Here is an 11,812-nt window from a genome sequence, read left to right as displayed (position 1 = left end):
CTGTTGAGAATTTTTCTGGCGGGCGCTACCGGCGTGATCGGACGGCGGCTGGCGCTGCTGCTGCGGGACGCAAAACACGAAGTAGCCGGGTCGACGCGCGATCCGGCCAAGGCCGTCCGCCTGGAAGCGCTTGGTATCGAGCCTGTCGTAGTCGATGTGTTTGATGCAGATGGCTTGGCGCGGGCAGTGGTGCGTGCTCGGCCGGATGTGATTGTTCACCAGCTTACGGATTTGCCGAGTGCGCCGGGCACCCCAGGCTATGCAGCCGGGCAGGAGGCCAACCGACGCCTTCGCATCGACGGGACGCATAATCTGATGCAGGCCGCGGCAAAGGCCGGCGTTCGCCGCGTTATCGCCCAGAGTATCGCCTTTGTTTACGCGCCGGGTCGGGCCCCGCGCGTGGAGAGCGATCCTTTCGACATTGCCGCCGGACCGCCGCGCAACCTCACCGTGGAAGGCGTCGTCGCGTTAGAGCGCGAGGTGCTGCACACCTCAGATATTGCGGGCGTCGTGTTGCGTTACGGCTATTTCTACGGCGCCGGCACCTGGTATGACGCGCCACCGAAGCCGCCGTCGGTTCATATCGATGCCGCTGCTCACGCGGCGCTGCTCTCGGTGGACAAAGGAAACGGCGTTTATAACATTGCCGAAGACGGTGACGCCGTATCGTCAGCAAAGGCAAAGCGCGAGTTGGGATTCGATCCGATGTTTCGAATGCCAGCGCGCCTAGTGGAGTGGATTTGACATTCGCTCCCGAGCTGGCCGCGGGCTCGTCCTGCGAATGTCAAATCCGAAGCTCCACGAGAAACTCATAATTGCTAGTGGTCCCGTTGTTCTAACATTCGCAAAAGTGCGCGCTGGGAAGGGATGCGAATGTTAGAGCTGGACCACTAGTGTCAGGCGCTTGAGGGCTCGGGCTGAACGATCGCTTCCTTGCTGCGGACTCCGACTAGCGCGAGCCCCAGCGCGATATAAGCTCCCGAGGTCCAAACGGCTTGCCAATTCTGGGTGCCCTCGATGAAAACGATGTAGAGCGCGCTGAAAATGAAGATTGCGGCAAACACCATCTCCGCAATCGGACGGGCGCCCGCTTTGGGCCGGTTGAGCCATGACAGCGAAACCAGCGGCACCGCAGCCATGGTCAGGGCGGCGTAGGGAAGATCCTGCCAGCGCGGATCGAACACCGAGCCCAGCGCCGCACCTGTCGCGATCACGACGATGCCGATCAGGACGAGGCCGAGAGCGAATGTTGGAAAAGACCGGGTCCGGCTGTCGCGCGGCCCGATCAGTTCGAGAAACGCAGGCAGCGCGCGGCCGGACATCAGCGCGCTGGCGCACAACAACGGTGTAGCGGCGGCGGCCACGAGCAGTGAACCCCATCGGAGCCAGCCCCAGGCGCCGAAGCTCTCATACGTCATCTTGTCGATGGCGATCCCCAGCAGGATTCCGGCGATTGTCGCCGAAACACCGATGGCGATCCATGACGAGGTCCGCGGCTTCCACGGCTTGCGCCGTTGGCTGAACCAGGCCGCCGCGAAAACGAAGGTTGCCAATATCATCCCGCTTCCCATCAGCGGCTTCCACAGCGGGTAGTTGCTGATGGAAACGCCAGGCGGGTATTTCAGGGTTCGGTGATCGGCAGCGAACAAGCCCCAGTTGCCGCCGACGGTCCCTTCCCAGTATCGCTTCCAGGATGCATCAAACGCCTCGATCAGGTTGACGCGGAAGTTGTCGCGTTTGGCGACATCGAGAATTTCCGAAATCACGCGAGCCTGATTGATACGCGACGGGAGGGCGCCTTCACGCATCCGTCCCATGCTCGGCCAGCCGGTTTCGCCGATCATCACCTCTTTGTCGGGAAAGGCGAGCGCCAGTCGCTTGTGAATCGTCGCCACGTCCGCCGCCGCGTCCTGCGCACGGACCGGAACGTTGTCCCAGTAGGGCAGGATGTGAACCGTGACGAAGTCGACGGCATCCTGAATTTCCCGATAGCGCAGCCAATATTCCCAGGCATCGGCATAGGTCACGGGGACACTGACGCGCGCCTTGACCGAACGTATGAGGTCGCGAAGATCGGACGGGCTCATGTCGCCGTGCAACAGCACCTCGTTGCCGACGACAATCGCCGTGACCGTGTCCGGATATTTTTCCGCAAGTGCAACCGCGGTGTCGACGAGTTGCGCATTCTTGATCCGGTTGTTGCCGATCCAGATACCCAGAAGAACCTTCAGCCCGACCTCCGACGCGAGTTCAGGTACCTGGTTCAGACCGTTGTCGACGGAATAGGTGCGAACGCAGCGCGATATTTCGGAAAGATGAATCAAGTCTTCGCGAATCTGCTCGGCACTGACTTCCAGCTTCGGATTGAGCGGAGTCTGGCCGTCACGAAACGGAGCGTAGGACACGCATTCGAGCTTGGCTGTCGAATCGATCGGCGCGCGCGCAAGCATGGCTGGCTGGGCCAGCCACCACCAGGCCGAGGCAATGATCGTCAGCGATATCAGCAGAAGCGCCAGCGGCGTGCGAACAGCAATTGGTTCTATCCTCCTGGGAACTTGTCGACTATGGTCCAGCTACCCATGGCCGAAAAGCAACATCGTGATAGCAAACTGGGATCACCAATAAAGGCCGCCCCGTTCAACAACAAGTGACGTGATGTTTTTCAACGGACTTTCTCGGCGACGATTTGCCAAAATTGCCGCGTGGTCAACTCTCGGAATGTCGGCCACAGTAGCCGAGGCGGCCCAAAAGACTACAACTTCCGCGCGCCTATTCCGAGACAGCAAGGCAGCTTTCCCGACGGGGTTTCGGTGGGGTACGGCGACATCATCCTATCAGATCGAGGGGGCGGTCAACGAAGATGGTCGCGGCCCGTCGATATGGGATCGGTTCACGCATCTGCCCGGCAAGATCATCGATCACAGCACCGCTGACGTCGCCAACGACCACTACCATCGCTACAAGGAGGACGTTCAGCTCATCAAGGAACTCGGCGCCAAGGCTTACCGTTTTTCGATCGCGTGGCCTCGTGTATTTCCGGAAGGGAGCGGGACCCCAAACGCAAAAGGCCTCGATTTTTATCAGCGGCTGCTGGATGAATTGCTGGCGAACGGCATTGAGCCGTTTGCGACGCTGTATCACTGGGACCTCCCTCAGGGGATTCAGGATCGTTATGATGGGTGGAGGTCGCGCGACACGGCCAAGGCATTTGCGGATTACGCGGGCTACGTCACCGAGCGCATCAGCGACCGCGTAAAACACATCTTCACGATCAACGAGTGCGCAAGGCTCGTTCAGGCCGGCTTCGGCACGGGGATCGATGCGCCGGGCCTTAACCTGCCTCAAAAGGAAATCAATCAAGTCCGCCATCACGTCGCGCTCGGCCACGGTCTCGCGGTGCAGGCCATCCGCGCGCATGGGCGTAGCGGCACCAGAGTCGGCCCGGCCGAGAATATGGAAATTTGCATTCCGGCGATCGAAACGCCGGCCAATATTCGCGCGGCCGAAACCGCTACCCGCGAGCTCAACGCCGGCTATCTGACAGCGATCCTCGAGGGAAAATACACCGACGCCTTCCTGGCCTATGCCGGCGCCAATGCGCCGTCATTCACACCAGACGATCTCAAGGCCATTGCATCGCCGATCGATTTTGTCGGGATCAACGTGTACATGCCCAATCAATATGTCGTGGCGGGCGAGAACGGCAATCCCTTCGCGCTGCTGCCGTTCGCGGCGACCTACCCGCACATGGATTCGAACTGGCTGCGAATAGGGCCCGAGGCGATGTACTGGGCGCCACGCCATGTCGCCAGGCTTTGGAACGTCAAGTCGATCTATATCACCGAGAACGGAACGTCGGCCGCGGACCAGCCGTCGGCAGACGGCAAAGTCTACGATATCGAGCGCATTATGTACTTGCGCAATTACCTGACGCAGCTCCAGCGCGCGACCTCGGAAGGCGTGCCGGTCAACGGATATTTCCTCTGGAGCCTGATGGACAATTTCGAATGGTCGGACGGATACGATAAGCGTTTCGGGCTCTATCACGTCAACTTCGAAACACAGCAGCGCACGCCAAAACTTTCGGCCTCGTTCTATCGCGAGGTCATCAAGCAAAACGCGGTCGTGTGATCCGTCGTACGCGGTCCGTCAGGCAAATGGCCTGGAGAGGAATTTCGAGTCCCTCAACCCGTAGCGCCAGGGCAGGTCCACCGCCTTGGTGATGCCGATCCGCAATCCCGTGACGACGTCGGGTTTGGCTGTTCGCGCATAAAGCGCGATCGGAGCAGCATCCAGCGGCAGGCCGTTGTGGGCGTGGGTGATGCCGAGCGCTTCGGTCAACTTGCCGGGACCCGAGCACAGCGATCGTTCGTCCGGAAGGCCGCGGCGCCGCCGCATCCTGGGAATCCCGTGGGTTGGCTCCAGGGCGCGGATCAGCACGGCACTCGCCGATCCTGCTTTCTCGCAGACGAAATTGACGCACCAGTGAATACCGTAAGAGCGGTAGACGTAGGTGAAGCCGGGTGGCCCGAACATCACGGAATTGCGGGGCGTCGGTCCCCGGTAGGAATGCGCCGCAGGCTCGGTGTGGTGATAGGCCTCGACCTCCACGATGATTCCGCCGACGCCGTCGACCAAAAACGTCGCCCCGATCAGGTCGGGCGCGACCTCGTGCACGCTGCGGCCGAAGAAGGCTTTCTTGAGCTGTTTGCCGGGTTTTGGGCTGGTTCTAGCGGAATTTTGGAGCATGGCCGGGTATAAGACCCCAAGTCCGGCAAAGCGAGCGGTTGCGGTTCTTAGTCCACCGGATTAGCTAGGTTGTTAGGAAGGTTTACGGATTCCCCATGGTCGTGATCGTCGATACCGTCTCCGCCACGCCGGTGCGCCCGCGTCACCCGGAAAAGGTGAACCGCCCGGATGCGCTGTCGCCGCCCAAGCCGGACTGGATTCGCGTGCGCGCCCCGACCACGCGCGGCTATGCCGATACCCGCAACATCGTGAAGGAAAACGGCCTCGTTACGGTATGTGAGGAGGCGGGTTGTCCGAATATCGGCGAGTGCTGGGACAAGAAGCACGCCACTTTCATGATCATGGGCGACACCTGCACCCGGGCGTGCGCGTTCTGCAACGTCAAGACAGGCATGCCGGGCGCGCTCGATGCCAACGAGCCCGAATACGTGGCCGAGGCCACCTTCAAGCTCGGTTTGAAACATGTCGTCGTTACCTCCGTCGATCGTGACGATTTGACCGACGGCGGCGCCGAACATTTTGCCCGGACCATCCGGGCCATCCGCGCGCGTTGCCCGGAGACATCAATCGAAATCCTCACCCCCGACTTCCTGCGCAAGGACGGCGCGCTCGAGGTTGTGGCCGCGGCCAAGCCGGACGTGTTCAACCACAATCTGGAAACGGTACCGTCGCGGTATCTGAACGTGCGGCCGGGCGCTCGTTATTTTCATTCGATCCGTCTCTTGCAACGGGTGAAGGAAGTCGATCCCTCCATCTTCACCAAGTCCGGCATCATGGTGGGTCTCGGCGAAGAACGTCATGAAGTCCTCCAGGTGATGGATGACCTCCGTTCGGCGGATGTGGATTTTCTCACCATCGGTCAATATCTGCAGCCGACACGAAAGCATCATGCCGTGATGCGTTACGTCACGCCGGACGAATTCGCAGGCTACGAGAAGGTCGCCTACACCAAGGGGTTCCTGATGGTGTCGGCGAGCCCGCTGACGCGCTCGTCGCATCACGCCGGCGAGGATTTCGCAAGGTTGCAGGCGGCGCGCGCGGCGATCATCCGCTAAGGCAATGCCCAGCTTCTCCAACAAACGCCGGGTGCAGCACAAGGCATCCGAGATGTTCGACCTTGTCGCCGATGTCGAACGCTATCCGGAATTCGTGCCGCTCTGCCAGGCGCTGAAGGTGCGCCAGCGTACGCCGAGGGCGGACGGCACCGAGGTCATCGTGGCTGACATGACCGTGTCGTTCAAGCTTGTGAAGGAAACGTTCACGAGCGAGGTGACGCTCGATCGTCCGAACCTGAAAATCACCGTGCGATACCTGCGCGGGCCGTTTTCCAACTTGGAAAATCGCTGGACGTTCGAGCCGAAGGGCGATGACGCCAGCGACGTCGGCTTCTATATCACTTACGAATTCAAGAGCCGCATGCTTGCGATGCTGATGGGATCGATGTTCGATGTGGCGTTCACGCGGTTCTCCGCCGCCTTCGAGAAACGCGCGGATATCGTGTACGGGAAGCGCGGCTAGTGTGGCGGTTCAGAAGTCCGCATCATTGTTGCCGCGAGTTCGTCATGCGGACTTCTGAGCCAAAGCCACACTAGATCAATAAATTAGCTAGTGTCCTTTCGATTCCGAAGTTCGAAACGTGGCTCCGAAAATGCTTCGAACTCCGGAATCGGGACACTAGCGCCGCGATTTTGGCTAGAAGAGCGACCTCGTTCCTTGCGTCCCGGCGCCCGATCGGCGATCGCGTTTCACGCCGCAAGCCGGCCATTGCAACCGATGGGTTCTCACTCGCCGACACCTGACGCCGCGGCGGTCTGTTCTGATCAACCTGTCAAACAGCTCGGGACGCATATCCACATTCCCGCGGCGCGAATGGCGCCCGGGTTGGTGCGTCGCTTACGTCCTCCAAAGGAGGAGGGCGCAGGGAAAGCCGGGCGTCTGATGCACCCGTAGCCTCATGTGCAAAGTGAAAAAGCACATGAGTTAGTCACCACAGGTACGCCGAAACATCCGGCCTTCCCTGCGCGATGGTTTTAACAGGTTGCTTCGTGCTCTCCCCGGGGATCGGGCTTTCTTGCCCCCGTCCCGGGTGCCATGCGCCAGCATCGTCACCCAGTTGACGCCAGCGTCGAGGCGTCAGGACCACACGACTTCACCGTCCGCATTCGTGCGCCTCGTCCTTCGCGCACCAACGCGTCCACCGCATTCCACGCCAAACGTTCGTGACGACCGCGAAGCGCCCCTTGTGTCCAGGAAATCTGGCAGAATGTGCGAACGGGCGGTTCTGACCAACCGCCCGTTGCTGGAGCTGAGCCCGTAGCGCCCCAAAAGCGACAAAGCTTGTTCAAGAGCGAGGGACAGTTCCGGTGTCTTCCTCAACCCGAACAGTTGCAAGGGCTTCGAGCCCGTACCGAGCAAGGAAGGGAGTGGATGATGGCACAAAGCGGTTTGGTTGTCGCCGGTATCGACGTGGCCAAGGACAAAGTAGATGTCTGCCTTCGCAAGTTCGCATTGCGTCAGGTGTTCCCGAACACCGCGCCAGGGCACAGCAAGCTGGTGGCCTGGCTTCGCAAGCACCAAGTGAACAAGGCCGTTATGGAGGCCAGTGGCGGCTACGAACGCGATTGGGCCAAAGTGCTGCGCCAAGCCGGCATCGAGGTGCGGATCGTTGATCCCAGGCGGGTCCGCAGCTTCGCGCTGTCGGCCGGACGCCTAGCGAAGAACGATCCGATCGACGCGGGGATGATCGCCTGGTTCGCAGAGACATTTGACGAGATACCTGGCCAGATCCACGATGCCGCACGCGAGGAGCTGGCAGCGCTGGTGAAGGCACGCAAAAACCTGATTGATGTTAAGACCCGATTGCAAAGCCAGAACGAACACGCCGGACCGAGACCGGTGCAGAAGGCCCATTCCCACGTGTTGAAGAGTCTGGCTGCCGAAATTGCCAAGCTCGAGACTGCGATCTCCGCCAAGGTCAAGGCGACACCGGGCTTTGCTGAGCGCGCCGAGATCATCGAGAGTGTGCCGGGCCTCGCCGAAACGACATCCGCGATCCTCATCGCGGGGATGCCGGAGCTCGGGATGGTGGGTGAGGAGATCGCCGCGGCCTTGATAGGCCTCGCACCTTATGATGACGATAGTGGCAAACGGCGCGGCGAGCGACACATCAAGGGCGGCCGCCGTTGGGTCAGAAACGCCGTCTACATGCCTTGCCTCAGCGCAGCCACGCAGCACAACCCGGTGCTCAAGGCCTTCTATCAACGCCTGATCGCCAAGGGAAAGGAGCCGAAGGTGGCCCTCGTCGCCTGCATGCGAAAGCTGATCGTCATCCTCAACGTCATGATCGCTCGTCGCCAGAAATGGGATGCCGCGCGCTACACATCGGCCTGATCCAGCGAACTTTATCGCCCTTGGTCCCCGTTTACTTCGGCACAGTTGCTCTTGGTCAGGCGTGAAACGGGCAAGGTCGTAAAGGTGATTTGCCCGTCGGCGCAAGGGGAGAATTCGAGCGGCCGGCCGGGTCGCTTCGGGCTCGGGCGATCGCGGTCTGCAAGGGCGCCAATACCCCTATGGCTGCATAGCAGCCAATCGCTGCCCACCTCCGGCGCATTGCCGGTCTGCGCTGCAGTGCATTCAAAGCCCGTGCCCGGCGTCTAGATGCCAGTCACGAGCTTTTGTTTCCCCGGGTTCCTTTGCGGACTTCACAAGCGAAAACGAGGCCACAACTAGCTCAATGGAATGACGATCATAATATAAACGCGAGTTGATTTTTCCACGACAGGAGCGAGATATGGGTGAAGTTATTCGATTTGTGTCGAGGTCGGAGCAGGAGCGAAGCCGTCTGATCGAAAGGGCGCGCGCGATCTACGAAAGCGTGTTTCCGTCGGCCAATCCGCAGCAGTGGGTTCCCGCGGTTCAGCCGGCGAGGGTGACCAATGTCCGCCGCATTGAAGAGCCTCTCTCGCGATGATCACCATCCTCGCTGTGCTTTGCAGCCTGACTTCTCCGGCTAGCTGCCAGGAGTTGACCGTCACCACGTCGGACTTCGCCGATATCTCGATGCAGTCCTGCCTGATGGGTGCGCCACAGCTTGCCGAGTGGATGAAACAGCACCCGGCCGAGCGTCTGGCGGCATGGCGTTGCGTGTCGGGTAGCCGGAATCGCAACGGCGCATAGGACTTGATTATCGTGTCGACGGCTTCAAAAAAACGCGGCCTTGGGAATCGAATTTTCGGCCGCTGGAAAATTATCGTTACGCTCGGCGTTTTATGTGCCGCTGCACTTCATATGCCCGGATGGCCCAGGCCGCTGATCGATCCCGCGCTATCCAATGTTCTGACCGCCGATTACGTTGGTGCGACCGCTGGCGAAAATCTCTCCACGACCCCCGGCGGAAAACCCGCCGAACTCTTCGGCTTGGATACGGAGCCGGTATTTGGTGGTGCGCTGCCGGAAAAATGGCGACGGGTCGAAGCCAGGATAACCAGGGATCGCGAAGCCATCGCGCAATGCCGGGTCAGTCACTCGTGTTCGGCTCCGGCGCAAAAGCTGATCGATCTCAGTCTGGAAGGCGCGGGACGTAGTAGCCGCGCGCGGGTCGGTTTGATCAACAGGGCGGTGGACCTCGCGATCAGGCCAGTCAGCGACGAGAAGCAGTGGGGCGTTCCGGATCGTTGGAGTGATCCGTTCGAAACGCTTATCTCGGAGCGCGGCGACTGTGAGGACTACGCGATCCTCAAATACACTGCGTTGCTCGAAGCGGGATTTCCGAAAGAGGCGCTGAAGATCGTCGTGTGGAAGAATCGGTGGCCGGAAGAAGATCATGCTGTCCTGGCGGTCCGCGTCGATAATCAGTGGCTCATTCTTGATAATGTCACTTTGGCTCTCGTGCGCGATACGGACGTCAGACGGGTAATCCCCGAGTTCGTTCTGGATGGACAGGGTGTGAGACGCCTGATTTCGAATAGCTGGCTGCGAAAGCTGTCGAGTTGATCGAGCTAGTTAGCCTCGCGGCCTTCGCCCTTTTGACGCATGCCGGCGGGCCGTGCGCGTCACACGCGGGCGAACCCGGCTGACGGCCGCACGCTTCGCCTTTGCGACCTTGGGCCCGCGCGCCATCTCCATCAGCATCCGCAAGGCCTCGATCACGGAGCGCTGTCGCACCGCGCCACGTCCGATGGCGCCAAAGCGGCATTCGTGGGTGGTGATGCGTCCGTCGCGCGCGGCGACCGCAAAATGCACGAGGCCGACGGGCTTGCCGGGCACCGCGCCGCCCGGGCCCGCAATGCCGGTGATGGCGACCGCGAGATCGACGCCCGCTCGCTCCAACGCACCGACCGCCATCTGGGTTGCGGTTTCCTTGCTGACCGCGCCGAAGGCCGCAAGTGTGGTCGTCTCCACGCCCAACATCGCGTGCTTGGCGTCGTTGGAATAGGTGACGAAGCCGCGATCGATGACGTCGGAGGAGCCGGGAATATCGGTCAGCGCGCCGGCGACGAGACCGCCGGTGCAGGATTCGGCGGTCGCGATCGTCAGCTTGCGGCTGCGGCAGAGATCGAGCAGCGAGCGGGCGAGGGTATTAGTCGAACTGGCCATTTCCCCGCTGTCCCCTCAGCGACCGCTAAACCGGACCCTTGTCGTCCCACGGCAGGCGGATAGTGGCGCAGGCGGTCGCCGCGATGCCTTCCTCGCGGCCGGTAAAGCCGAGGCGCTCACTGGTGGTCGCTTTGACGGCCACGCGCGATATGTCGAGCCCGGTGATCTCGGCGATGCGTGCGCGCATCTGATCGCGCAGCGGGCCAATCTTGGGCCGCTCGCAGATCAGCGTGACTTCGAGATTGGCGATGCGGCCGCCGCGCGAGGTGACGCGCTCGACCGCGTATTTCAAAAACTTGTCGGAGGCAGCGCCTTTCCACTTCATGTCGCTGGGTGGGAAGTGCGAGCCGATATCGCCATCGGCCAGCGCGCCCAGGATCGCGTCGACCAGAGCATGGAGGCCGACGTCGCCGTCGGAATGAGCGAGGAATCCGCGGGTATGCGGCACGCGAATGCCGCAGATCATCAGGTGGTCGCCATCGCCGAAGGCGTGCACGTCGTAGCCGGTGCCGCTCCTGACATCGCCGAGCAGGCTTGCCAGGCGCGCTTCTTCGCGCACGAAGTCTTCCGGTGTGGTGAGTTTCATGTTTGCAGCATCGCCTTCAAAGGTCGCAACCGTCAATCCCACCCATTCGGCGAGCGCGGCGTCATCGGTGAAATCATCGCGTCCCTCTCGCGCAGCGCGCCGATGCGCCTCGAGGATCGCATCGAAGCGGAAGGACTGAGGCGTTTGGGCAATCCGCAAGCGCGCGCGCTCAGGCGTGGCTTCGATGCGGCCATTGCCGTCGACCAGCTTGATCGTGTCGGCCACGGGGATGGCGGGGATCGCTGCGCCGGTCGCCGCCGCCGCATCGATCGCGCGCGATATCAGCGAGGCAGAAACGAAAGGCCGCGCCGCGTCATGAATAAGAACGATGTCGGGCTTCGCCGCGGCCAACGCTTCAAGGCCCGCATGCACCGACGCCTGACGTGTCGCGCCGCCCTTGACGGCAGGGGTGTAGCGCAGACCGCGCACCGCTGCGTCGAACACGCCGGCATCGTCCGGATTCACGACCGGCTGCACGGCAGATATTTGCGGATGGGTAGAGAATGGGTACATCGCCCGGTAGATGACGGGTTGTCCACCGATCGAACGATATTGCTTCGGGCCACCTGCACCGGCGCGCAGGCCGCGACCCGCGGCAACGAGGATGGCGGCAGTCCGCGGCTGATTAGGCATCGTTTTTAGCTGTCTATCGATCGAAGTTGATGGGGCTCAGCCCTTATCATGCTAGTGCCGCCCATTGGAAGTTCCTGCATCACAAGCGGCGAATTCTGTCCGGGAACTTCCAATGGTAAGCGGCACTGGAATAGGGTGCTAATGCCCGTGACTTTCCGAAGTTCGTGAAAGATGGGTGCTGAGGTCGAGCACGAACCTCGGAAAGCTGACTAGCCAGGAAGACAGAGCGATTCCTGTGGCTTGAAAAAA

At 61.2% G+C, this 11,812-nt stretch carries 11 protein-coding genes; 7 read left to right on the top strand and 4 right to left on the bottom strand.

The genetic code is table 11. The features are described 5' to 3' along the window. Nucleotides 1–3: 3 nt before the first annotated feature. The gene (locus BUA38_RS33535) at nucleotides 4–744 is read left to right on the top strand and encodes an NAD-dependent epimerase/dehydratase family protein (RefSeq protein ID WP_072824875.1); all 741 of its coding nucleotides are present in this window, start codon (nucleotides 4–6) and stop codon (nucleotides 742–744) included. 152 nt (nucleotides 745–896) lie between these two features. Here the strand turns inward: BUA38_RS33535 and BUA38_RS33530 are convergent, their stop codons facing one another. Then, entirely contained in the window at nucleotides 897–2,450 is a 1,554-nt protein-coding gene (locus BUA38_RS33530) for a beta-(1-6) glucans synthase (RefSeq protein WP_244553130.1), read from the bottom strand. 268 nt (nucleotides 2,451–2,718) lie between these two features. Here BUA38_RS33530 and BUA38_RS33525 point away from each other — a divergent pair, with 268 nt between their 5' ends. Continuing rightward, nucleotides 2,719–4,131 carry a GH1 family beta-glucosidase gene (locus BUA38_RS33525; protein ID WP_244553129.1) on the top strand — a complete coding sequence of 471 codons (1,413 nt, stop codon included), beginning with the start codon at nucleotides 2,719–2,721 and terminating at the stop codon, nucleotides 4,129–4,131. Between the two features lie 18 nt (nucleotides 4,132–4,149). Here BUA38_RS33525 and BUA38_RS33520 read toward each other — a convergent pair whose 3' ends face one another. Then, complete coding sequence (locus BUA38_RS33520) at nucleotides 4,150–4,749, bottom strand: DNA-3-methyladenine glycosylase (protein ID WP_072824869.1); 600 nt, start codon at nucleotides 4,747–4,749, stop codon at nucleotides 4,150–4,152. A 95-nt stretch (nucleotides 4,750–4,844) separates the two neighbouring features. Between BUA38_RS33520 and lipA the strand changes: the two genes are divergently transcribed. The 5 genes from lipA to BUA38_RS33490 all read left to right on the top strand — a co-directional run bounded on the left by lipA (nucleotide 4,845) and on the right by BUA38_RS33490 (nucleotide 9,741). Continuing rightward, nucleotides 4,845–5,804, top strand: a complete 960-nt coding sequence (gene lipA / locus BUA38_RS33515) for a lipoyl synthase (protein ID WP_072824867.1) — start codon at nucleotides 4,845–4,847, stop codon at nucleotides 5,802–5,804. A gap of 4 nt (nucleotides 5,805–5,808) precedes the next feature. Then, on the top strand, nucleotides 5,809–6,267 hold the full coding sequence (locus BUA38_RS33510) for a type II toxin-antitoxin system RatA family toxin (RefSeq protein WP_072824865.1): 459 nt from the start codon (nucleotides 5,809–5,811) through the stop codon (nucleotides 6,265–6,267). 819 nt (nucleotides 6,268–7,086) lie between these two features. Then, nucleotides 7,087–8,139 carry an IS110 family transposase gene (locus BUA38_RS33505; RefSeq protein WP_244553128.1) on the top strand — a complete coding sequence of 351 codons (1,053 nt, stop codon included), beginning with the start codon at nucleotides 7,087–7,089 and terminating at the stop codon, nucleotides 8,137–8,139. A gap of 576 nt (nucleotides 8,140–8,715) precedes the next feature. Then, complete coding sequence (locus BUA38_RS33495; RefSeq protein WP_072824861.1) at nucleotides 8,716–8,925, top strand: hypothetical protein; 210 nt, start codon at nucleotides 8,716–8,718, stop codon at nucleotides 8,923–8,925. Nucleotides 8,926–9,036: 111 nt separating this feature from the next. Then, on the top strand, nucleotides 9,037–9,741 hold the full coding sequence (locus BUA38_RS33490; RefSeq protein ID WP_072824859.1) for a transglutaminase-like cysteine peptidase: 705 nt from the start codon (nucleotides 9,037–9,039) through the stop codon (nucleotides 9,739–9,741). Between the two features lie 9 nt (nucleotides 9,742–9,750). Here the strand turns inward: BUA38_RS33490 and BUA38_RS33485 are convergent, their stop codons facing one another. Together BUA38_RS33485 and BUA38_RS33480 are read right to left on the bottom strand one after the other, a co-directional pair. Beyond that, complete coding sequence (locus tag BUA38_RS33485) at nucleotides 9,751–10,344, bottom strand: CinA family protein (protein ID WP_072824857.1); 594 nt, start codon at nucleotides 10,342–10,344, stop codon at nucleotides 9,751–9,753. A 25-nt stretch (nucleotides 10,345–10,369) separates the two neighbouring features. Continuing rightward, nucleotides 10,370–11,563 carry a bifunctional 2-C-methyl-D-erythritol 4-phosphate cytidylyltransferase/2-C-methyl-D-erythritol 2,4-cyclodiphosphate synthase gene (locus tag BUA38_RS33480; protein WP_072824856.1) on the bottom strand — a complete coding sequence of 398 codons (1,194 nt, stop codon included), beginning with the start codon at nucleotides 11,561–11,563 and terminating at the stop codon, nucleotides 10,370–10,372. Nucleotides 11,564–11,812 lie beyond the last annotated feature (249 nt).

Origin of the sequence: Bradyrhizobium erythrophlei (assembly GCF_900142985.1) — a bacterium.
Classification (GTDB): Bacteria; Pseudomonadota; Alphaproteobacteria; order Rhizobiales; family Xanthobacteraceae; genus Bradyrhizobium; species Bradyrhizobium erythrophlei_B.
The sequence above is the reverse complement of the archived record's forward strand: the minus strand, read 5'-3'. Positions and strand labels throughout refer to the sequence as shown.

What these genes read in the sequence shown, in the direction of transcription:
- BUA38_RS33530 (WP_244553130.1), bottom strand. Translation starts at nt 2,450, where the DNA reads ATGCTTGCGCGCGCGCCGATCGATTCGACAGCCAAGCTCGAATGCGTG.
- BUA38_RS33525 (WP_244553129.1), top strand. Translation starts at nt 2,719, where the DNA reads ATGTCGGCCACAGTAGCCGAGGCGGCCCAAAAGACTACAACTTCCGCG.
- BUA38_RS33520 (WP_072824869.1), bottom strand. Translation starts at nt 4,749, where the DNA reads ATGCTCCAAAATTCCGCTAGAACCAGCCCAAAACCCGGCAAACAGCTC.
- lipA (WP_072824867.1), top strand. Translation starts at nt 4,845, where the DNA reads ATGGTCGTGATCGTCGATACCGTCTCCGCCACGCCGGTGCGCCCGCGT.
- BUA38_RS33510 (WP_072824865.1), top strand. Translation starts at nt 5,809, where the DNA reads ATGCCCAGCTTCTCCAACAAACGCCGGGTGCAGCACAAGGCATCCGAG.
- BUA38_RS33495 (WP_072824861.1), top strand. Translation starts at nt 8,716, where the DNA reads ATGATCACCATCCTCGCTGTGCTTTGCAGCCTGACTTCTCCGGCTAGC.
- BUA38_RS33490 (WP_072824859.1), top strand. Translation starts at nt 9,037, where the DNA reads ATGCCCGGATGGCCCAGGCCGCTGATCGATCCCGCGCTATCCAATGTT.
- BUA38_RS33485 (WP_072824857.1), bottom strand. Translation starts at nt 10,344, where the DNA reads ATGGCCAGTTCGACTAATACCCTCGCCCGCTCGCTGCTCGATCTCTGC.
- BUA38_RS33480 (WP_072824856.1), bottom strand. Translation starts at nt 11,563, where the DNA reads ATGCCTAATCAGCCGCGGACTGCCGCCATCCTCGTTGCCGCGGGTCGC.